This window comes from Actinomadura chokoriensis (assembly GCF_041463665.1).
GTDB lineage: Bacteria > Actinomycetota > Actinomycetes > Streptosporangiales > Streptosporangiaceae > Spirillospora > Spirillospora chokoriensis_A.
This window is the reverse complement of the sequence record NZ_JAXCEJ010000001.1, coordinates 355,369-373,853: the sequence shown is the minus strand read 5'-3', so window position 1 is coordinate 373,853 and position 18,485 is coordinate 355,369. Positions and strand designations below refer to the sequence as shown.

Here is an 18,485-nt window from a genome sequence, read left to right as displayed (position 1 = left end):
GGGCGCTGACACCGGGCGTGGGCGGCCGGACGCGCCTTGACCGTGCGAGTTATGGCTTTGATCAATTCCAAGTTGCAAACATCCAAAAAGTGCTCGTGAATGGCGTATGGTCGCGACTCGCCCGCTGGGTTACAGTGCCGGGGAGCGGGAGGAATCCCTCCCCTACGAGCGGGGTCGGGAGATCATGGCTTTCGACGAGGTGACCGACGCACTGGTCCTTGTGCCGCCGCCCTCTCCGTCGGAGACCAATCCCCCGCTCGGCCCGATGATCCTGGCCAGGGCCGCGGCCCGGCACGGCCTGAACATCGAGGTCCGCGACCTCAACATCGAATATATCCGGCAATTCACCGGGATCGCGCGAGCCCCGGCCGGCGGCGTTCCCGGCGGCGTTCTCGGTGACCACGGAAAGAACCGCGCGCTGCTCGCCACCGCGGCGGGACGGTTCTTCGCGAGCACCGGGCTGTGCCCCGGCGAGGCCGTGCACCTTCCGGACACCGCCGACGCGCGGGCGGGAATGCATTTCGATTTCGAGACGCTGCGCCGGGCCACCGCACGCGCCGCCGCACCGGGCGCCTTCTGGGGGAAATGGCTGGAAGAACGGGTCTTCGGGACGCTTCCGGAACCGCCGCCCGTCGTCGGGATCTCCATCATGGGGCCGTCCCAGGTCTTTCTCGCCCTGGTCATCGCGCGGCTCGTCCGGCGGTACTGGCCGGAGTCGGTCACCGTGCTCGGCGGCAGCCACGTCACGCTGCTGGCGGCGGAGATGGCCGCCGAGCCGCGGTACCTGGAGTTCGTCGACCACGTCATGCCCGGACACGCCGAGGAGGGCTTCGCGGAGCTGGTGGGGCGGGCCCGCGCCGGGCACCCGTCCGTGCCGCGCATCGCGGCGGCCCCGCCCGCCGGGGAACGCTTCGACTACCACCCGCTGGCGGCGCCCCGGCAGCTCGCCCTCTACGAGCCGTCAACGCTGACCCTGCCGCTGCAGTTCACCCGCGGCTGCTCCTACGGACGCTGCACCTACTGCACGTATCCGGTGGTGGAGCCGGTCGCGACGCGGCTGGACGCGGCGCGCGCCGCGGCGGCGATGGGCGCGCTCTCGCGCGAGCACGGGGCCACCCGGTTCTCGGTGAAGGACTCGCTGCTCACGGTCCCGATGATGCTGGACCTCGCCGCGGCGCTGGAGGCGGCCGGCGTCCGGGCCCGGTGGAGCGCGACGACGAAGGTCACCCGGAGCCTGGCCGTCCACGCGCGCACGCTGGCGGACGCGGGCCTCGCGACACTGGAGTTCGGGGTGGAGACCATCCACCGGCGGGGGCAGCGGCTGTTCGACAAGGTGACCGACCCCGAGATCGTCGAGGAGGTCATCGCGGCCTGCACGGACAGCGGCATCGCGGTCGTGCTCAACCTGATCTTCGGGCTTCCGGGGGAGACGCCGGACGACGCCGAGCGCCAGCTCGAATGGTTCGCGGCGCGGCGCGACCGGGCGCCCGGCATGGTGGACGGGTCGCTGAACCTGCTGGAGATCGTCCGCGGTTCACCGCTGGCACTGCGCCCGCCGCCCGAGGTCGAGCTGCGCGGCATCGCTCCGTGGGCCTACTGCTACGACTGGAACGCGCCGGCGTGGCGGCCGGAGTTCGCGCGGCGCGTCCGGGACGAGGAACTGCGGACGAGCGCGCTCACAGGGCCGGCAGCAGTTTCCTGAGATCCCTGATCCGGTGGTCGGCCTCGCAGTCGCGGAACCGGAAACCCGGATGGGTGAACAGGTATCGGCTGCCGCCGCCGACCTCCGCGAGCCGCATGTCGCCGGGCGAGTCGCCGATGATCACTATCTCCTCGTAGCGCCCCCGGCCGGCGAGGTACTCGGCCAGGACGTGCGCCTTGGTGCGCTCGGCGTCCCGGACGTGCTGGTCGACCGCGAACGCGGTGCCGCCCGGAAAGAACTCCTCCAGCCGCAGCACCTTCAGAAAGATCGCCAGCGTGGCGGGCCGGGTGTTGGAGATCAGGATCTGGTCGTGCCGGCGCCGCACGGCGGACAGCACCTCGGGCGCGTGCGGGGTCGGCTCGATGCCGTTGCACTGCGTGTTGGGGTTGCTCTCCGATAATTCGAAGCAGGCTTCCTGGAGTTCCATCGCCCGCGCGTACGCGTCATCACCGAGGAGCCAGGTGAAGTACTCGTACCACTTCTTGCCATAGAGGGTGATGCCGTCCGCGTGACTGAAGCGTTCAGAGTGCCCGAAGCGTTCCAGGATCTGGTTGGAGATATTGATGACCGCTCGGTGATTGCCCCGTTCAAGCGTCCCATGCAGATCCCAGACGAACAGCTTCCCCATGAGGACCACCTCGGGTCGGTGCGCAGCGGATCGTCACCGCGAGCGGAGCATTTCCAGCATCTCCGCCAAGCGAGCCAACAGCCTAGCATCGATCTGTTCGCCCTGGAGTGCCTCGTGGAGTTTCCGCAGCCGGTCGATCCCCTCTTTCGGGATGGCCTGATCGCGCACCGCCAGGATGTCGAGGAAGATTAGGAGATCGATTCCGCGGCGCAGTGCGGCGACCTTCTCGGTCGATGTGGAACGCTCGAATGCGTCCAAAATCGTGCGAAGCGTGTTCGTGCATGGACGGTAGGGAGGATTGTCCAGATAAGGCGGGCCGTCGTCGCGGTCGATGTCGCCGTAGTAATACAGCACATAACCGCGGCAAAGGGCCCGGAAGGTCGGCTCCGCGTCCAGCCGCTCCAGGAACCGGCGGTCGACGCCGCGCATCCCGCGGTGGCAGAGCGCCGACAGGAGGGCGGCCGACAGGAACGGATCGTCCTCCCGCGCCAGCATGTCCTTGAGCACCGGAGCGCTCTGCTCGACCGTCCGCGACAGCAGGTAGACGAGCAGGTTGCAGATGGCCAGCACCTCGGGGGTGCGGCCCTCGGCCTGGGCCGCCCGGTACGCCTCCGCCAGGCTCTCCCGCAGGCCGGGCGGCGGCGTCGACCTGAGCAGCGCGGCCAGGTGGTGCCGGATCTCGCGGGTGAGGTCGCGGCGGAACAGCTCGTGGATGCTCCTGGCGTCCGGTCGCGCGAGGAGCGCGTCGTAGACGTGCGTGGCGACCAGGTACTCGAAGAACGTGTAGTGGATGAACTCGCCGACCTCGCGGTTCCGGACGGTCCGGATGTTGAGGATGAGGTCGAGCATCCGGCGGACGGGCCGGGGGTCGAGGCCGGCGGGCAGCGCGCCCACGAGGTCGGCGAGGACGACGCTGTCCCCGGCGCGGGCCCCCGACGAGTGCGCCGCCCAGGCCGCCGCCTGCCAGAGCCCGAGCGCGTCCTGCGCATCGCCCGCGCCGCCACCGGCGGACGACTCGGCGACGCGCGCCAGCTTGGACAGGTACTCCCCGTACAGGGTCACGGGATCGTCCACGTTGTGGGCGCCCTGCTCGCCGATGAACGTCAGCATGCGCGCGTAGAGCGGCCGCTCCACGATGCGGCGCAGGTCCTCCCTGTCGGAGACCGTGGTGAACAGCAGGTTCGGCTCGTCCAGGAGCCCGGTGCCGTGCAGCCGTCCGAGGAAGGCCGGGAACTCGACCTCCTGCCGCCAGGGGAGGACGACGTACACCTCGTCGAACCCCGCGTCGGCCAGCAGCGGCGACAAGGCGTGCTCGTACTCGCGCAGCCGCGACGTGACGAGGGCGGGACGTGCCCGGAGAAGCTCGGTGAGGTCGTCCGCCAGGTCCTTGCCGTCGCCCGCGGCCTCGTCCAGGCCGTCCAGGAACAGCACCGCCTCCGGCAGGTCCTTCAGCTCCGGCCAGGCCGGGTCGCCGAGCAGCTCGGCGCGGTCGCGGGCCCGCACGGGGAAGGGCAGCAGGCCCATGTCCAGGCTCTGCTGGACGGCGTCGTACAGCGCGACGCTCTTGCCCCCGCCGGGTTCGCCGAGCAGCAGCGCCGACCGCCCCTCGCCGAGTCCCCGCAGGACGGGTTCCAGGGTGAGCTCCTGCCCGCCGCGCCCGCGCTCGTGGTAGCGGACGACCCGCGTCCCGATGAGCACCGAAGCGTTGTGGAGCTGGTGCAGGCTCATGTCGAGGGGGTAGGCCGTGCGCCGGCGCCCGAGGTCGCGCACCAGCGTCCCGGACAGCGCCGCAGCCCCGCCCGCCGCCGTTGGGGCGGGTGCCGTTGGGGCGGGCTCCGCCGCGCGCTCGGAGCCGCTCCGCATGAGCGCCAGCGCGATCTTCTTGAGGTCGCGGTTCAGCGGTTCCTTGCGGTAGTGCCGCTCCCAGGTCCAGCTCGGGTTCCGGCGCTTGGCGGCGTCCCAGTGCCGGTCGGTGACCGGACGGCCCGAATACCGGCCGATGCCGAGCAGCATCCGCGCGACGGCCTGGTCGTCGTGCCGCAGCCGGTTCTCGACGGCGTCCTCGAGGACCGCGATGAGGGCCTGGACGCGGGCGGCGGTCGTGGCTCCGTCCCCGGCGCGTTCGCGCACCACGGGATGGTCGAGCAGTGGGGAGTCCTCCAGGTTCGCTCCGTAGAGCCCGGGAGTGATCAGCGCCTTCAGGGCCTTGATCCAGCGTTCCGGGGGGTCAGGGGTCGCGGCAGCACTCATCGTCGTCTCGCAATCGCCTCGCCGCGATGCTACGTACGGCTCCGCGCCCGAAGTGCGGCCCTTGACGCATGTCGACGACTTTTCCCGATCCTGGGCGTTCCCGGTGCGGCACACGACGCAGTGCAGCGGGGATCGTCGGAGGTGCCAGATCCCGAGCCCCTGAGGGAGCCCCCGATGAACGCGCATCTCGCCCACACGATCATCAGAGACGCGATGCCGCTCGTGGCGGCGTTGCTGACGGTATGGCTCACCCGCGACCGCGGCCCCCGGCCCCCGTCCGGCCCCACGTCCGATCCCCGGGACGAGGCCGACCTCCCCGACCGCGACGCCTGACCCGCGAGGAGATCAGATGAACGCGGTGACGCCCTCGTACTCGGCGTGGAGCGCCCGGCCCGCCGCTTCGTATTCGAGCAGGAGCAGGCCGTTCGGCGTCGCCTCGTGGTGGGTCAGGCGGAGACCGGACGGCGCGCCCGGGCCGGACAGCAGGCGCCGGCCGGTCCGGAGCACGGTGGGCGCGACCACGAGGCGGAGCGTGTCGACCAGGCCCGCCTCCAGGAGTGCGCCGCCCAGGCGCGCGCTGCCGTGCACCTGGAGTTCCCGTCCCGGCCGCGCCTTGAGCTCGCCGATCGTCTGGACCGGGTCGCCCTTGAGGACGGTCGTCGGGTGCCAGGCTCCCTCGGTGAGGGTGTTCGACACGACGTACTTCGGCAGCGTGTTCATCCGTTCGGCGAACGGGTCGGCCGGGTCGGTGATCCGCGGCCAGTCCCGCGCGAACGCCTCGTAGGTGCGCCTGCCGAGGAGCAGGCCGTCGGCGAGGTCGAGCCAGCCGGAGACGCGCTGGACGAACGTCCCCTCGATGTGGGGGACGAGCCATCCGCCGCGGGTGAAACCGTCGCTGGTGTCCTCGTCCGGCGAGCCGGGCCCCTGGCTGACCCCGTCGAGCGTGACGAACTCGGTAAGGGTGATCTTCATCGTGGCGCCATCCCCTCGGCGAGGTCGGCCAGCTGGGCGGAGACCGTGCCCCAGCCGTCGGCGAAGCCGAGCTTGTCGTGCCGGGCTCGGGCGTCCGGGTCGCCGTGCCGGACGAGCATCCGGTAGTCCGTGCCGTCCGGGTGGTCGTCCAGCGTGATCGTCGCCGTCATCGCGACCGGGGCGGGCCGCGCCGGACGCCACGTGCTGTCGACCGCGTTGGTGAACACGATCCGCCGTTGCTCGTCGACGTCGAGGAAGCACGCGTCCAGGTGCGGGACGAACTCGGCCCCGTCGTCGCTCAGCCGCGTGACGAACGCTCCGCCGGGCCGCAGGTCGAGGCGGTCCACCCGGCAGCGGGACGGAGCCGGGACCCACCACCGCTCCAGCCGTGAAGGGTCGGTCCACGCGCTCCAGACGGTGGCGCGCGGGGCGCGGATGATCCGCTCCAGGGCGAGATCGAGATCGGGATTCACTGCCTGTCCTCCTCCGGGTCGGTGACGAACTGCTCGAGGCGGTCGGTGCGCTCCTCCCAGATCCGGCGCTGCTCGGCGAGCCAGTCGTCCACGAGGGCGAGCCGTTCGCGGTTGAGCGCGCAGGTGCGCACCCGGCCGGACTTGACCGTGCGGATGAGCCCGTTCGATTCGAGCGTCCGCACGTGCTTCATGAACGAGGGGAGGGTCATCGGGAACTCGCGGGCGAGGTCGCCGACGCTCGTGGGACCGCGGCCGAGCCGCCGGACGACGGCCCGGCGGGTGGGGTCGGCGAGGGCCACGAACACGCCGTCCAGCTCCGCCGAATACTGTGCCATGCGGCTAAGTATTGCGCTCGCGCGATGGTTAGCGCAAGGGCTAAGTGTCGAGAGGGTGTGCGGGCCCGGACCGGGGTTCATCTGCGGACTTATGGGTATTCGCCGGAAAAGTAAGCATCATCGGGGGGAGGACTCATGCCTCAAGAGACCGGTCACGTCACGGGGACCAAGGACAAGGCGTACGACATCACCTGGTTCGTCGAGCAGTGCCTGAGCAACGCCCTCAGACTGGACACCTACATCCAGGACGCCGAGCGCGACGGCGACGTCCAGTTGGCCGACTTCTTCCGCCGTGCGCAGGGAGAGAGCCGCAAGGGCGCCGAGCAGGGCAAGGAACTCCTCAAGCAGCGCCTCTGACCGAGTGCCGTATCCCGCCCAGGCGTCCACCGCCTGGGCGGGGGCGTCCGTGGCCCGCGAGTGCGCGGATGCTCGTGGCGGACGGTGACCCGGAGCGGCCGCCGGACCCGGGGGATCGTCGGTGGTCTGCGCGTAGAGCCGGGGGAGCGCAGACACCTGCCCGTCGGCCGCTCCGGGAGTTCATCGGTGTTTGCCGACGTAGCCGTGGTCGGCGATCGCCATGCTGATGAAGAGGATCAGCATCCATACCGCGAAGATCGCCAGAAGTGCGGTGCTCGTGATCACCAACGCGGAGATCACAGCGTGCCCTCGATCTCGCGCTGTTCGGCGAGGGCTTCGCTGAGCGACTGGAAGGTGTCCTCGACGAGGGTGGCGCACAGGCCGTAGTAGATCTCCCGCTGCGTCAACGGCCGCCCGAGGCGGGTGGCCACGAGGCATTCCATCGTCCGGGGCCGGCGGATGTGCCACGCGGGATATTGCTCCTGGAGTCGTTCGCGTTCTTGATCGTTCACGGTCGGGGTTCCCTACGGACTTGGTTCGGCGTTTCGAGAGAGAGCCAAGCAGGGAACGGTTACCGTGAGCTACGAACCACTCACCCCCCGACAGGCACCCGACCGCGTCAGGCGACCCCCCCGAGCGCACATCTGACACCCGGGAGACACCCGATGACACCCTCGCGTGACACCAACCCCTCCGCCTACCAGGAAATGTTCGTCACGGAGCTGCGTGCGCGGCGGGAGTCGTCCGGCCTCTCCCGGAACAAGCTCGCGGCGGCGCTGGGTTGCACTCCCCAGTGGATCTCCAAGGTCGAGAGCTTCGAGAAGCCCCCGTCCGAGGGCCTCGCCGACGACCTTGACACCTACTTCCAGGCGGACGGCACGTTCCGCCGCATGTGGGAGAAGCACGCCGAGGTGCGGAAGCGTGGTTTGATCCCCAGCGGATTCCGACCGCTCATCGAGGCTGAGAAGGAGACAGACCAAGTCAACATTTACGAGCCGCTTCTAATCCCGGGTCTGTTCCAGACAGAGGACTATGCCCGACTCGTGCTCAGTGCTAACAGGCGCCCGGACAAGCTGGAAGAGCTGGTTTCGATTCGCCTCGAACGCCAGGCCGTCCTCGACAAAGCTTCCCCGCCGTTGATCTTCCTTTTGATCCGGGAGGCCGTCATCCGCGATCTACACCCGGATGTCATTCTCGGGCAATGCAAGCGGCTACTTGACCTGGCAGAACGGCCCACGATCTCAGTTCAGATCGTCCCGACGAGGGCTCGCTTGTTCCACCCGGCGGGGTTCCAGATTCTGGGCTTCCCCCGGGAAGGTTCCATCGCGTACATGGAAGGAACAGGCGAGCATGGTCAGACGCTCACAATCCCGGAGGCAGTGCGCAAGCTTGCCGTACTCTTCAACTTGGCAAGATCCGAGGCACTGTCCGCTGAGGAGTCCATGGCCCTCATCCGGACCCACATGGAAGGCGCGTGAGCATGTCCGACCTGTCGCCTGCGTCTTGGCGCAAGAGCTCTCACAGCGATCAAGAAGGTGGCAACTGCGTGGAGGTGGCCAACCTCATCTCGGGAGTCGCCGTCCGGGACTCGAAGGACCCGGAGGGGCCGAAGCTGGCGTTCGGGCGCGCGGCGTTCAGCACGCTGGCCAACGACATCCGTGCAGGAAGATTCGACCGGTAGACGTCCCTCGGCAGCGTGCGAGGCCGTGGCCGCCCCAGCGTCTTCGCACTCCACATGTGCCGGTTTCGGGCTGCCCACGCGGCCTACCGCATCGGCGGGTGGGGGTTCTCCGGATCGGTGAGCCTGCCGCCCGCATTCTGGGCCTCTTCGATAACGAAAGCCCGGGAGATCGGAGAATCGAGGCGGCCGTCGCGGGCGTCGAGCCCGATGTCGGCGAGCTGGATGGTGCTTACGGTGGCGGCCTTCCAGTCTTCGGTTGGCAGGAGTTCGCGGGTCAGATTGCCGGCGAGTTCGCCGACCAGGTGCGGAAAGGGCATGCCCGCACCGGCCGCGAGGCCGGTCACCGTCAACTTGATCAGCTTGACGGTGACCCAATGCGGGTCGAGCCGTCCCTTGACCAGTACGACGAAGAAGTCGAAGCCCGTGGCCTCCAGGGCCTCCGATGAACCGATCAGGCCGTCCACCTGAAAGGCGATCTCGTTGATGAGGCTCTGGTGAATCACTGACTCGATAGGCACCACCCGCTCCGCCGGCACGTCCTGCGGGATGGACAGCTCACGCTCGGGTTCCTGTTCCACGTGCACCGTCGGCGCGTCGTCGGGCGTCTCTTCTTCCGCCCACTCCTCGCCAGCCGCGTCCTCGGGCGTCTCCTCATCCGCTGGCTTCACGTCACCGGGTGTCGGTTTGCCTTCGTCCTCGGTGTCCTGAGCCGTCAGCGGATCATCTTCGACCGGCGGCGGTGTCCGGGTCGGGGCGTCGGGCGGTCCAGGGGGCTCCTCGGGGGCGTCAAGAGGCTCCTCGCGCGGCTCTGCGGGCACCACGACGGGCGAAGGCGCGCCTTCGCGGGTGACACCGGGTTCACCGCCGATGACCTCGTCCTCGGCCGCCTCGGTAGGCATGACCAGCTTGTTTGTTGTCAGGTCGTCTTCGCCGTCCTCAGCCGGGAAGACATCGTCGGGCGGTGGTGTGCCTCCGGGTTCGGTCTCCGGCTCCTCGTCCGGGACCTCGTCCAACGGCACGAACTCGGCAAGCTCCTCGACGGGTTCGGCACCGGGATGCTCCTCCACCAAGCTCTCATCCACCTCCGGTGTGGCGGCTGGAGGCTCCGGCTTCTCATCAGGAACGTCGCTCGGGTTGTCGGAAATCCGCATGGCTCCATGCTCCGCTCCGCAGGCCGACAGGACCAGCGCCACGCCCGTGACAACCCTGGACCCGGTGTGCGGGGTGGGTCAGGTGCCGGCGCAGGCGATGCAGGTACGGGCGGCCGGACGTGCGGCCAGGCGGTCGTCCCCGACTGGGCCGCCGCACTGCTCGCAGACGCCGTAGGTGCCTTCGCCGAGCCGGCGCAGCGCGTCGTCGATGTCGGCCAGACGCGCGCGGGCCCGGCTCAGGGACGCCTCAATCCGGGCGCGTTCGAACGCGATGGTGGCGCCCTCCGGATCGTGCTCGTCGTCCACCCCCGTGTGCGCCGACGCATCGACGACACCGTCCCAATCGCCGCTCAGCGACGCGATGAGCTCCTGCGTGCCGGCACGCTCCGCGATCAGACGTTCCTCCGCGCTGTTCGTTGACTTGCGGCGTGTTGTTGCTTCTGACGTGCTCATAACAACAACATGCCGCAAGTCAACGCACCCTGTGAACCTTGAGGCGGTTCTACATAGAGGGCGGATGGTGGGGGAGTAGTAGGCGTGTGACAGGGGGCGTTACGGGGGGAACCCGTGGTCGCGTAGGGGACCCACGGCCAGGTCGGCTGCGCGGCATTCGCGGACGACCTCGGGCAGGGCGCCGAGGGTCGACTCCCAGGCGCCGGGTGCCGAAGTGACATCGCTGTCGTGCAGGAGGAGTGTCGCGCCGCCTTTGAGGTCCGGGGTGAGGGCGGCCAGGACGGATTCAGGGGTGGACGTCGTCGTCCAGTCCTTGCCCCAGGCCGTCCACAGGACGGGGTTCAGTTTGTTGTGGCGGGCCCCTAGGAGGGCCTCGGCGCTCAGGGCGCCGTATGGCGGGCGGTACCAGGACGGGGTCACGTCGCAGACGTCCTCGATGAGGCGCACCGTGTCCCGTATGCCGGTGAAGGTGCGGCCGGGGCGGGTCGTCAGGGTGTTGTCGTGGTGCCAGCCGTGGACGGCGATCTCGTGGCCGTCGGCGACGATGCGGCGGCCGAGCGAGGGGTTGCGGTGGAGCATCGTCCCGAGGACGAAGAAGGTCGCGCGGCAGTCCAGGCGGGCGAGTTCGTCCAGGAACCGGGGTGTGGAGCGGGCGCCCGGGCCGTCGTCGAAGGTGAGCGCGACGTGGCGGGGGCCGCCGCGGCCGGCGATGCGGGGGGTCAGGCGGCGGACCGGGGCCAGCCAGGTCGCCGCGGGCAGGGCGTGGCCGAGCAAGGCGGGGCCCAGCAGGGCGGCGGTCAGGACGGCGCGGCGGGACATGCAGACAGTTTCACCGGGGGGAGCTCAAGGCATGGGCAAGCGACTCTTAATTCTGACGGCGGGCATGGGGGCCGGGCATGACGCGGTCGCGGCGGAGCTGGCGCGCCGGATGGCGCGGCGGGACGTGGAGACGTCCGTCGTGGACGTGCTGGACCTGCTTCCGCTGCGGCTCGGGCACGGGATGCGGCGGATGTACGAGGAGATGGTCCGGTCCGCGCCGTGGCTGTACGAGGGGATCTACCAGGCGTTCTTCGTGTCCCGCCGCCCGCCGCCCTCGTCGCCGCTCACGGAGCTGCTCGCGAACCGGCTGGACGCGCGGATGCGGGAGCTGCCGCCGGACGCGGTCGTGTCGACGTTCCACATCGCGGCGCAGGCCACCGGGAGGCTGCGCGACTCGGGGCGGCTGATCGTGCCGTCGGTGGTGCTGGTGACCGACTTCGCCGTCCACCGGATGTGGTTGCACGCGGGCAACGACCGCTACCTGTGCCCGGACGACCGGGCCGCGCGGACCGTGATGGAGCGGACGGGACGTCCCGCGTCCGGGCACGCGCCCGTGGTCCGGCCCGAGTTCCGCAGGAGGCGGGTTCCGGGGAGCGTGCTGCGGGACGCGGCCGGGGCGCGGCCGGACGACCGGATCGTGCTGATCTCGGCGGGCGCCTGGGGGGTCGGGCGGGTCGAGGAGACGGCGCAGGGCCTCGCGGCGTCCGGCCGGTACGTGCCCGTGGTGCTGTGCGGGCGGAACGAGCGGCTCCGGGAACGGGTGTACGGGCCCGCCCTCGGCTGGCGGGACGACATGCCGAAGCTGATGGCGGGCGCCTACGCGCTGATCGACAACGCGGCGGGGCTGACCTGCCGGGAGGCGTTCGCGTGCGGCCTGCCGGTGATCTCCTACCGGCCCATCCCGGGGCACGGCCGCGACGGCGCCGCGGCGATGGAGAGCGCCGGGCTGAGCTGCTACGCGCGGACGCCCGGCGAGCTGATCCGGGCCCTCGACCGGCTGAAGGACGAGGCGGCGCGGCGGGTCCGGGCGCGCAGGGCGGCCGCGCTGTTCGACGCCGTCCCCGCCGAGCGGGTCATCGGTTCGGTGCTCGGGTGACGCCGTCGCCTCGGGTGGCGATGTGCTCCTCGTGCAGCAGCGGGGACCGGGCGATGCCGATGCTGCCGGCGAGGATCAGCGCGACGCCGGCGATCTCCAGCACGATCCACGAGCCGCCGCGGAGGCGTTCGTCGAACAGGGCGACGCCGAGCAGGATGCTGGCCACGGGGTCGGTCACCGTGAGCGCGGGCTGCACCACGACGAGGCTGCCGGCGTGCAGCGCGCCCTGCAGCAGCAGGAGGCTGGCGAGGCCCGTCAGGGCCATGGCGTACAGCGACCAGGTCGTCAGGACTGCGAGGACCCCGTCCGCGAAGTCCTCGGTGACCTCCTTCATGAACGCGGCGGTCAGCGCGAACCCGAGGGAGGTGGTCACGCCCAGCAGGACGGCGCGGACGGGCCCGCCGATGAGCCAGGCGATCGTCACCAGCCCGGCTGCGCAGCCCACCGTCGCGATCACCGCGAAGACCCAGTCGCTGGGTGCGGGCTTGCCGCCGCCCTGGGCCGGCGAGGCGGCGATCAGCAGCACGGCCAGCCCCACGCTGAGCAGGGTGACCGCCGTCCACGGCACGCGCCGGAACCCGCGCGGCGGCAGCCAGGCGATGAGGATCATGGTGAACGGCAACTCGGCCGCCAGGATCGGCTGGATCAGCGCGAGCCCCGCCTCCGACAGCGCCGCCGCCTGGAGTCCGAACGCGGCGATGAGGGCGGCGATGCCGCCGAGCCACAGCGGCTGGCGGACCATGTCCAGGATGAGGGTCGGGCCGAACGTCCCGGCGGGCGCGTTCTTGCTGGCGCGCCGCTGGAGCACGGAAGCGAGGGCGTTGGCGGCGGCGGCCAGCAACCCGAGCGCGACGGCGATCAAGGGTACTTCACCCCGTCAGAGGGCACCGACGGGTGCTCGCCGGGCTTGCCGAGGTAGGGGGACTGGCCGAGCAGGATGATCCCGCCGACCATCGCCGCGAGCCCGAGCGACTCCAGGGCGAGGCCGGCGACCGACAGCTGCACCTCCTCCCCGAAGATCAGGATGCTCAGCGCGATGCCGGTGAGCGGCTCGGCCGCCGTGGTGGCGGGCAGCGAGATCCGCAGCGGCGCCGCGTCGAACGCGCTCTGCGCGAACAGCAGCCCGAGCGCCCCGACGAAGACCAGGCCGTAGGGCTGCCAGGTCGCCAGCGAGTGCTTGATGCCGAAGTCGGCGTGCAGCAGGACGCTGCGGGTCATCGTGTCCTGGAGCCCGTAGAGCAGCCCGGCGCCGCAGGCGAGCAGCATCGCGCGGACGCGCAGGTCCCGGTGCAGGCCGCCGAAGGCGCACAGGCCGACGAGCGCCAGCACGGCGGCCCCGGCCAGCCAGCGCAGCGAGTACGCGCCGGGCGCGGAGCCGCCGTGCGGGAGCCCCACCCCGAGGAAGAGGGCGACACCGCCGGTCAGCAGCAGCGAACCCAGCCATTCGTGGCGGCCGAGCGGCTCCCGGTAGATCACGTGCGCGGCGACCAGCGCGAAGATGAGGTTGACGGTGAGGACCGGCGTGACCTGGGCGACGTCGGCCATGTCCAGCGCGACCGCGAAGATGAGCTGGCCGGTGATCATGGAGCCGATGCCGGCCAGCCACAGCCGGCTGCGCAGCAGGTCCAGCAGGAGCCGCGGGTGCAGGATCTCCTCCAGCGGCTCCCGGTAGGCCGCGTGCTGCTGCGCCACGAACCCGAGCCCGATGAAGGCCGCCGCCACCACGGCGATGCCCATGCCGAGAATGTTCATCCGAATCCACGTTTTCCCCCCGACCGATTCGTCCGGACCGCACCTACCCAGGGCGGACGCACGCAATCGGATGGGCTTTTCGGTCACCGCCGCCGAAAGTCCAATCCGTGCGGGAAGGCGCGTTCGTGGGAAAAGCGAGGTCCGTCTGCGAAGTCGGAAATCGTGAAAGTTCGGTAAATAGTGAAGTCCGGCCACACGCGCCCGTGGCCGGATCCCGTCGGCGCGCCGCTACAGGTCGGTGGCGATGATCTTCTCGATGTTCCGTTCGGCGAGGGCCGTGATGGTGACGAACGGGTTGACGCTGGTGTTGCCGGGGATGAGCGAGCCGTCGATGGCGTACAGGCCGGAGTAGCCGCGCAGCCGGCCGTAGTTGTCGGTCGCCTTGTTCAGGACGGCGCCGCCGAGCGGGTGGTAGGTCAGGTGGTCGCCCCAGATCTTGTAGGCGCCGAAGAGGTCGGACCGGTAGACCGTCCCCTCCATGCTGTTGATCTTGTCGAAGATCGTCTTGGCCATGTCGATGCTGGTCTGCTTCCAGGCGGTCTGCCAGCTCAGGTCGACCCGTCCGGTCGCCGCGTTCCAGGAGAACTCGGCCCGCTTCGGGGTGTTGGTGATCGACAGGTAGAACGAGGCGTACGTCTCGATCCCGGTGGGCAGCGGCGCGACCTCGGCGAACGCCCCGCCGGCGTCCCAGTTGTCGATGCCGCCGGTGGGCATCGACGACTGGAGGGCGCCGGTCGCGTCCCACATGTGGTTGGCCCGGCCGCACATGACGTTGCCGTTGTCGCCCCAGCCCTTGCCGATCTCGCCGTTCAGGCCGGGCAGCGCGCCGGTCGCCTTGAGCTTGACCAGGAGCTTGCTGGTGCCGACGCTCCCGGCCGCGAAGAACACCCGATCGGCCTTCACCGTCTTGGTCCCGGTCGTGTCGCCGGACGTGTTGAGCTGCTCGATGACGATCGTGTAGCCGCCGCCGGACGCGGGCGACACCGAGGTCACCCGGTGCAGCGGCGAGATGGAGACCCTGCCGGTGGCCTTGGCCTGCGCGAGGTAGGTCTTCTGCAGGGACTTCTTGCCGTAGTTGTTCCCGTAGAGGATCTCCGCCGCGAGCGCCGACTTCGGCACCGTGCCCGCGGCCTCCTGCTTCATGTACTCGAAGTCGTACACGTTGGGGACGTAGACGAACTCGAACCCGGAGCGCTCCGCGTGCTTCCGCCCGACCCGCGCGAACTGGTAGCAGGCGGTCGTGTCGAACCAGGCCCGGTCGATCTCGTTGACGCCGAGACCGGCGTTGGCGCGCGGGTAGTACACGTCGTACATCTCGTCGGCGTTCACCGACGGGAGGACGCCGCTGAACCGCGACCGCTTCGGCGTCACCGCCATGCCGCCGTTGACGAGCGACCCGCCGCCGACGCCGCGACCCTGGTACACGGTGATGCCGGCGAACTCCTCGGCGTCCAGGATGCCGGTGTAGCGGGGGACGTCCTTGTCGAGCGGGAAGCCGAGGAAGTTGCTGAGCGGCTGCTTCGTCCGGGTCCGCGTCCAGTAGGACCGGACGTCGGGCGACTTCGTGTTGGCGAAGATCTTGCCGTCCGAGCCGGGGGTGTCCCAGGCCATGCCCATCTCGACCATGTGCACGTCGACGCCCGCCTGGGCGAGCCGCAGGGCGGCGACGGAGCCGCCGTAGCCGGTGCCGATGATCAGGACGGGGACGTGCGCGCCGTCGCCGATCGGACCGGCCGCGGGGGCGGCGGACGCGCCGGTGCCGCCCATCAGCCCCATCCCCAGAATGGAACCGGTTCCAACGATGAACCCGCGGCGGGATAGACCGCCAGGTCCCCCGATGGCCTTGATAGAGTCCGTCATGTGACCTCCCTCACTCTCATTGAGATTGGAACAGGTTCTATCTGGAGCAGGGAGGGAAGTCACTAGCTACTCATTAGTAACTTTGACCAAGTGCTTGCTTGGCAAGCGGGCCCGGCCTTTGTTACATTCCGCGCATGATCTCCGCGATCGTCTGGGGCACGGGCAACGTCGGCCGGCTCGCCCTCCGCGCCGTCGACGCCCATCCGGCGCTGGACCTCACCGGCGTGATCGTCCACGACCCGGGCAAGGCCGGACGGGACGCGGGCGACCTCGCCGGTCTCGGCCGCGACCTCGGCGTCGCGGCGACCACCGACATCGACGCCGTCCTCGGCACGGGCCCGCAGGCCGTCGTCTACGCGGCGTCCGGCGACATCCGCCCGGACGAGGCGCTCGCCGACATCCTCAAAGCCGTCCGCGCCGGGGCCGTGGTCGTCACGCCCGCGCTATATCCGCTGTACGACCAGCTCAACGCGCCCCCCGAGATGCGGGAGGCGGTGTTGGACGCCATCGCCGAGGGAGGCGGCTCGCTGTTCGTCTCCGGCGTCGACCCCGGCTGGGGCAACGACGTCCTGCCGCTGATGATCAGCGGGCTCGGCGGCGTCATCGACGCCGTCCGCTGCCAGGAGATCTTCGACTACTCCACCTACGACCAGCCCGACTCGGTCCGCTACCTGGTCGGCATGGGCCAGCCCATGGACTACGAGCCGCCCATGCTCGCGGCGACCGTCCCGACCATGGTGTGGGGCGGGCAGGTCCGGCTGATGGCGCGCGCGCTCGGCGCCGAGCTGGACGAGATCCGCGAGACCGTGGACCGGCGTCCGCTGGACGACACCATCACCACCGCGTCCATGGGCGACTTCGAGAAGGGCACGCAGGGCGCGGTCCGGTTCGAGGTCCAGGGCATCGTCGGCGGTGAGGCACGCATCGTCGTCGAGCACGTCACCCGCATCCACCCGTCCTGCGCGCCCGACTGGCCCGTGCCGCCGGACGGCGACGGCGCCCACCGCGTGATCATCGAGGGAGTCCCACGCATCGAGGTCACCGTCGAGGCGACCGACGAGCACGGCAACCGGGCGGCGGGCGGCAACGCGACCGCCGTCGGACGCCTGGTCGGCGCCGTCGACTGGCTCGTCGACGCCGAACCGGGACTCTACGACGCGCTCGACGTCCCGCTGCGCCCCGCCGTGGGCAGGCTCGGAGGCACTCGCTCATGAACCTCGACATCCCGGACGGCAAGGACCCGATCCAGTACGCGTGGGGCGAGCTGGTGCCCGGCATCGGCCCGGCCGCGTCCAACCTGTCGCTCGCGGTGTACGCGCACACCACCCTCGGCCTCCGCGAGTTCGAGGCGGCGCGGCTGCGCATCGCGCAGATCAACGGGTGCGTCTTCTGCCTCGACTGGCGGACGGAGCGCGACGGCCGGAAGGTCGAGGACGAGTTCGCCGACGCGGTCGCCGAATGGCGCACCACCGGCCGTTTCGACGACCGCACCCGACTCGCCGCCGAGTACGCCGAGCGCTACGCCCTCGACCACCACGGGCTGGACGAGGAGTTCTGGGAGCGGATGACCGCGCACTACACCCAGCGCGAGATCGTCGAACTGAGCATGTGCATCGGCTCCTGGCTGGCCTTCGGCCGCCTCAACCACGTCCTCGGCCTCGACGCCATGTGCGTGCTGCCCAAGCCGTGAAGCTGTAGGGCTGTGAAGCCGTAGGGCTGTGAAGCCGTAGCGCTGTGAAGCCGTAGGGCTGTGAAGCCGTAGGGGAGGGCCCGGGGCCACCCCAACCCCGGGCCCTGGTCGGTGACGGGTCAGGCCGCGGACGGCGTGTAGTGCGTGGCGTCGTCGCCCTCGACGCGGTAGCTCTCCCGTCCGTCCACGCCGGCCGGGACGTCGCCGGCGACGGTGACGCGGTGCAGCAGCCGCGGCAGGTCGCCGTAGTCGTCCGACGCGTAGTGCTGGGTGATCCGGTTGTCGAAGACGACGAGGTCGCCCGGCGCCCAGGACCAGCGGAGGATGTTCTCCGGCCGGGTGACGTACGCCTGGAAGACGTCGAGCAGGGTGCGGCCCTCCCGCGGGGACAGCCCGACGAGGCTCTGCGCGAACCCGCCGATGAACAGGTTGCGCTCGCCCGACTCGGGGTGCACCCGCACGACCGGGTGCGCGGTCTTCCACGTGCGGGACACGAACGCCCTGCGGTGCTCGGCCGACTTCTCCGGGTCGGCCCCGCTGCTGCGCGGCTTGACGTAGTCGTAGTCGTTGGTGTGCACGGCCCACAGCCGGTCGGCCAGTTCGCGCAGCTCGTCCGGCAGGTCGCGGTACGCGGCGCCGGTGTTGGCGATCAGGGTGTCGCCGCCGTAGGGCGGGATGACGAGACCGCGCAGGGTGCTGACCTTGGGCGGCGTCCGGACGAAGGTGACGTCGGTGTGCCAGTGGTTGGCCCGTCCCGACTCGCTGTCCACCGGCAGGACCTCCCGCCGCCCGTCGAGGGACGGGACGGTCGGGTGCGCGCCGGTGAGCGGGCCGAACCGGGAGGCGAACGCGATCTGGTCGTCGTCGGTCAGGTCCTGGCCGCGAAAGCCCAGGACCTTGTGGTCCAGCAGGGCGTCCTGGATCTCGCGGAAGAGCCCGTCGGTCAGGTCGCGCACGTCGACGCCGACGACCTCGGCGCCGATGCGGCCGCCGATCTTGCGGATGTCGAACACGGTCATTGCCCACCTCTTCTCGGGGGGAGGCCACTGAGCCGTAGCGAATCACGGACGCGGCGAGAATTCAACTATTCCTATTGACTTAGTAGGGAATCTCCGGCCATAGTCACCGACGTGTCCTCCGTCCCCCCGCTCGTGGCGCGCCTCCACGTCGACCTTCGTCGCCAGGCCAGCGCCCTGTGTCGCCCCTGAGGTCTGAGACAGCGTCCCGAACAGGCCGCGTCCAGCAGGACAGGCAGCGTCCAGAACA

The 18,485-nt window shown here is 70.3% G+C and carries 22 protein-coding genes; 9 read left to right on the top strand and 13 right to left on the bottom strand.

The window, feature by feature from the left end; genetic code table 11:
• Window positions 1–184: 184 nt before the first annotated feature.
• On the top strand, window positions 185–1,702 hold the full coding sequence (locus SM418_RS01855) for a B12-binding domain-containing radical SAM protein (RefSeq protein WP_371938646.1): 1,518 nt from the start codon (window positions 185–187) through the stop codon (window positions 1,700–1,702).
• On the opposite strand, the gene SM418_RS01850 is transcribed toward SM418_RS01855, so the two are convergent.
• Together SM418_RS01850 and SM418_RS01845 are read right to left on the bottom strand one after the other, a co-directional pair.
• On the bottom strand, window positions 1,677–2,330 hold the full coding sequence (locus SM418_RS01850; RefSeq protein WP_371938647.1) for an HAD family hydrolase: 654 nt from the start codon (window positions 2,328–2,330) through the stop codon (window positions 1,677–1,679). The two genes, SM418_RS01855 and SM418_RS01850, sit on opposite strands and share 26 nt — an antisense overlap.
• A gap of 33 nt (window positions 2,331–2,363) precedes the next feature.
• Window positions 2,364–4,580, bottom strand: coding sequence for an NACHT domain-containing protein (locus SM418_RS01845; protein ID WP_371938648.1), 2,217 nt, complete (start codon window positions 4,578–4,580; stop codon window positions 2,364–2,366).
• A 174-nt stretch (window positions 4,581–4,754) separates the two neighbouring features.
• Here SM418_RS01845 and SM418_RS01840 point away from each other — a divergent pair, with 174 nt between their 5' ends.
• On the top strand, window positions 4,755–4,913 hold the full coding sequence (locus tag SM418_RS01840) for a hypothetical protein (RefSeq protein ID WP_371938649.1): 159 nt from the start codon (window positions 4,755–4,757) through the stop codon (window positions 4,911–4,913).
• Between the two features lie 12 nt (window positions 4,914–4,925).
• Here SM418_RS01840 and SM418_RS01835 read toward each other — a convergent pair whose 3' ends face one another.
• Genes SM418_RS01835 through SM418_RS01825 form a run of 3 tightly spaced genes read right to left on the bottom strand, consistent with a single transcriptional unit; the run spans window position 4,926 to window position 6,360 of the window.
• Window positions 4,926–5,552, bottom strand: coding sequence for a dihydrofolate reductase family protein (locus tag SM418_RS01835; RefSeq protein ID WP_371938650.1), 627 nt, complete (start codon window positions 5,550–5,552; stop codon window positions 4,926–4,928).
• Window positions 5,549–6,025 (bottom strand): SRPBCC domain-containing protein, encoded by a 477-nt coding sequence (locus SM418_RS01830; protein WP_371938651.1) that lies wholly within the window; start codon window positions 6,023–6,025, stop codon window positions 5,549–5,551. The genes SM418_RS01835 and SM418_RS01830 overlap by 4 nt, the downstream gene beginning before the upstream one ends.
• A complete protein-coding gene (locus SM418_RS01825) occupies window positions 6,022–6,360 on the bottom strand; it encodes an ArsR/SmtB family transcription factor (protein WP_371938652.1) in 339 nt (112 codons plus the stop codon). The genes SM418_RS01830 and SM418_RS01825 overlap by 4 nt, the downstream gene beginning before the upstream one ends.
• A gap of 135 nt (window positions 6,361–6,495) precedes the next feature.
• Between SM418_RS01825 and SM418_RS01820 the strand changes: the two genes are divergently transcribed.
• Window positions 6,496–6,717 carry a hypothetical protein gene (locus SM418_RS01820; RefSeq protein ID WP_371938653.1) on the top strand — a complete coding sequence of 74 codons (222 nt, stop codon included), beginning with the start codon at window positions 6,496–6,498 and terminating at the stop codon, window positions 6,715–6,717.
• A 296-nt stretch (window positions 6,718–7,013) separates the two neighbouring features.
• Here the strand turns inward: SM418_RS01820 and SM418_RS01815 are convergent, their stop codons facing one another.
• Window positions 7,014–7,229: a hypothetical protein gene (locus tag SM418_RS01815; RefSeq protein ID WP_371938654.1), complete on the bottom strand. Its 216-nt coding sequence runs from the start codon at window positions 7,227–7,229 to the stop codon at window positions 7,014–7,016.
• A gap of 153 nt (window positions 7,230–7,382) precedes the next feature.
• Between SM418_RS01815 and SM418_RS01810 the strand changes: the two genes are divergently transcribed.
• Together SM418_RS01810 and SM418_RS01805 are read left to right on the top strand one after the other, a co-directional pair.
• Complete coding sequence (locus SM418_RS01810; protein ID WP_371938655.1) at window positions 7,383–8,195, top strand: helix-turn-helix domain-containing protein; 813 nt, start codon at window positions 7,383–7,385, stop codon at window positions 8,193–8,195.
• 2 nt (window positions 8,196–8,197) lie between these two features.
• Window positions 8,198–8,398 carry a DUF397 domain-containing protein gene (locus tag SM418_RS01805; protein WP_371939010.1) on the top strand — a complete coding sequence of 67 codons (201 nt, stop codon included), beginning with the start codon at window positions 8,198–8,200 and terminating at the stop codon, window positions 8,396–8,398.
• Window positions 8,399–8,481: 83 nt separating this feature from the next.
• On the opposite strand, the gene SM418_RS01800 is transcribed toward SM418_RS01805, so the two are convergent.
• From SM418_RS01800 to SM418_RS01790, 3 genes are all read right to left on the bottom strand, one after another.
• Window positions 8,482–9,549: a hypothetical protein gene (locus SM418_RS01800; protein WP_371938656.1), complete on the bottom strand. Its 1,068-nt coding sequence runs from the start codon at window positions 9,547–9,549 to the stop codon at window positions 8,482–8,484.
• A gap of 78 nt (window positions 9,550–9,627) precedes the next feature.
• On the bottom strand, window positions 9,628–10,002 hold the full coding sequence (locus tag SM418_RS01795) for a TraR/DksA family transcriptional regulator (protein ID WP_371938657.1): 375 nt from the start codon (window positions 10,000–10,002) through the stop codon (window positions 9,628–9,630).
• A gap of 99 nt (window positions 10,003–10,101) precedes the next feature.
• Window positions 10,102–10,821: a polysaccharide deacetylase family protein gene (locus SM418_RS01790; RefSeq protein WP_371938658.1), complete on the bottom strand. Its 720-nt coding sequence runs from the start codon at window positions 10,819–10,821 to the stop codon at window positions 10,102–10,104.
• 31 nt (window positions 10,822–10,852) lie between these two features.
• On the opposite strand from SM418_RS01790, the gene SM418_RS01785 reads away from it, so the two are divergent.
• Window positions 10,853–11,917 (top strand): MGDG synthase family glycosyltransferase, encoded by a 1,065-nt coding sequence (locus SM418_RS01785; protein WP_371938659.1) that lies wholly within the window; start codon window positions 10,853–10,855, stop codon window positions 11,915–11,917.
• On the opposite strand, the gene SM418_RS01780 is transcribed toward SM418_RS01785, so the two are convergent.
• The 3 genes from SM418_RS01780 to SM418_RS01770 form a co-directional block, all read right to left on the bottom strand.
• On the bottom strand, window positions 11,895–12,779 hold the full coding sequence (locus SM418_RS01780) for a DMT family transporter (protein WP_371938660.1): 885 nt from the start codon (window positions 12,777–12,779) through the stop codon (window positions 11,895–11,897). The genes SM418_RS01785 and SM418_RS01780 overlap by 23 nt on opposite strands.
• Window positions 12,776–13,669, bottom strand: coding sequence for a DMT family transporter (locus SM418_RS01775; RefSeq protein WP_371938661.1), 894 nt, complete (start codon window positions 13,667–13,669; stop codon window positions 12,776–12,778). The genes SM418_RS01780 and SM418_RS01775 overlap by 4 nt, the downstream gene beginning before the upstream one ends.
• Window positions 13,670–13,897: 228 nt before the next feature.
• Window positions 13,898–15,529, bottom strand: coding sequence for a GMC oxidoreductase (locus SM418_RS01770; protein ID WP_371938662.1), 1,632 nt, complete (start codon window positions 15,527–15,529; stop codon window positions 13,898–13,900).
• A 134-nt stretch (window positions 15,530–15,663) separates the two neighbouring features.
• Between SM418_RS01770 and SM418_RS01765 the strand changes: the two genes are divergently transcribed.
• The gene (locus SM418_RS01765) at window positions 15,664–16,743 is read left to right on the top strand and encodes an NAD(P)H-dependent amine dehydrogenase family protein (RefSeq protein ID WP_371938663.1); all 1,080 of its coding nucleotides are present in this window, start codon (window positions 15,664–15,666) and stop codon (window positions 16,741–16,743) included.
• Entirely contained in the window at window positions 16,740–17,219 is a 480-nt protein-coding gene (locus tag SM418_RS01760; protein WP_371938664.1) for a carboxymuconolactone decarboxylase family protein, read from the top strand. Before SM418_RS01765 ends, SM418_RS01760 begins: the two co-directional genes overlap by 4 nt.
• 119 nt (window positions 17,220–17,338) lie before the next feature.
• Here SM418_RS01760 and SM418_RS01755 read toward each other — a convergent pair whose 3' ends face one another.
• Entirely contained in the window at window positions 17,339–18,238 is a 900-nt protein-coding gene (locus SM418_RS01755; protein WP_371938665.1) for a TauD/TfdA dioxygenase family protein, read from the bottom strand.
• Window positions 18,239–18,349: 111 nt separating this feature from the next.
• On the opposite strand from SM418_RS01755, the gene SM418_RS01750 reads away from it, so the two are divergent.
• On the top strand, window positions 18,350–18,427 hold the full coding sequence (locus tag SM418_RS01750; RefSeq protein ID WP_371939011.1) for a putative leader peptide: 78 nt from the start codon (window positions 18,350–18,352) through the stop codon (window positions 18,425–18,427).
• The last annotated feature ends 58 nt before the right edge of the window (window positions 18,428–18,485 follow it).

What these genes read in the sequence shown, in the direction of transcription:
- SM418_RS01845 (WP_371938648.1), bottom strand. Translation starts at nt 4,580, where the DNA reads ATGAGTGCTGCCGCGACCCCTGACCCCCCGGAACGCTGGATCAAGGCC.
- SM418_RS01820 (WP_371938653.1), top strand. Translation starts at nt 6,496, where the DNA reads ATGCCTCAAGAGACCGGTCACGTCACGGGGACCAAGGACAAGGCGTAC.
- SM418_RS01855 (WP_371938646.1), top strand. Translation starts at nt 185, where the DNA reads ATGGCTTTCGACGAGGTGACCGACGCACTGGTCCTTGTGCCGCCGCCC.
- SM418_RS01825 (WP_371938652.1), bottom strand. Translation starts at nt 6,360, where the DNA reads ATGGCACAGTATTCGGCGGAGCTGGACGGCGTGTTCGTGGCCCTCGCC.
- SM418_RS01770 (WP_371938662.1), bottom strand. Translation starts at nt 15,529, where the DNA reads ATGACGGACTCTATCAAGGCCATCGGGGGACCTGGCGGTCTATCCCGC.
- SM418_RS01810 (WP_371938655.1), top strand. Translation starts at nt 7,383, where the DNA reads ATGACACCCTCGCGTGACACCAACCCCTCCGCCTACCAGGAAATGTTC.
- SM418_RS01755 (WP_371938665.1), bottom strand. Translation starts at nt 18,238, where the DNA reads ATGACCGTGTTCGACATCCGCAAGATCGGCGGCCGCATCGGCGCCGAG.
- SM418_RS01775 (WP_371938661.1), bottom strand. Translation starts at nt 13,669, where the DNA reads ATGAACATTCTCGGCATGGGCATCGCCGTGGTGGCGGCGGCCTTCATC.
- SM418_RS01850 (WP_371938647.1), bottom strand. Translation starts at nt 2,330, where the DNA reads ATGGGGAAGCTGTTCGTCTGGGATCTGCATGGGACGCTTGAACGGGGC.
- SM418_RS01795 (WP_371938657.1), bottom strand. Translation starts at nt 10,002, where the DNA reads ATGAGCACGTCAGAAGCAACAACACGCCGCAAGTCAACGAACAGCGCG.
- SM418_RS01765 (WP_371938663.1), top strand. Translation starts at nt 15,664, where the DNA reads ATGATCTCCGCGATCGTCTGGGGCACGGGCAACGTCGGCCGGCTCGCC.
- SM418_RS01785 (WP_371938659.1), top strand. Translation starts at nt 10,853, where the DNA reads ATGGGCAAGCGACTCTTAATTCTGACGGCGGGCATGGGGGCCGGGCAT.
- SM418_RS01760 (WP_371938664.1), top strand. Translation starts at nt 16,740, where the DNA reads ATGAACCTCGACATCCCGGACGGCAAGGACCCGATCCAGTACGCGTGG.
- SM418_RS01840 (WP_371938649.1), top strand. Translation starts at nt 4,755, where the DNA reads ATGAACGCGCATCTCGCCCACACGATCATCAGAGACGCGATGCCGCTC.
- SM418_RS01805 (WP_371939010.1), top strand. Translation starts at nt 8,198, where the DNA reads ATGTCCGACCTGTCGCCTGCGTCTTGGCGCAAGAGCTCTCACAGCGAT.
- SM418_RS01790 (WP_371938658.1), bottom strand. Translation starts at nt 10,821, where the DNA reads ATGTCCCGCCGCGCCGTCCTGACCGCCGCCCTGCTGGGCCCCGCCTTG.
- SM418_RS01835 (WP_371938650.1), bottom strand. Translation starts at nt 5,552, where the DNA reads ATGAAGATCACCCTTACCGAGTTCGTCACGCTCGACGGGGTCAGCCAG.
- SM418_RS01800 (WP_371938656.1), bottom strand. Translation starts at nt 9,549, where the DNA reads ATGCGGATTTCCGACAACCCGAGCGACGTTCCTGATGAGAAGCCGGAG.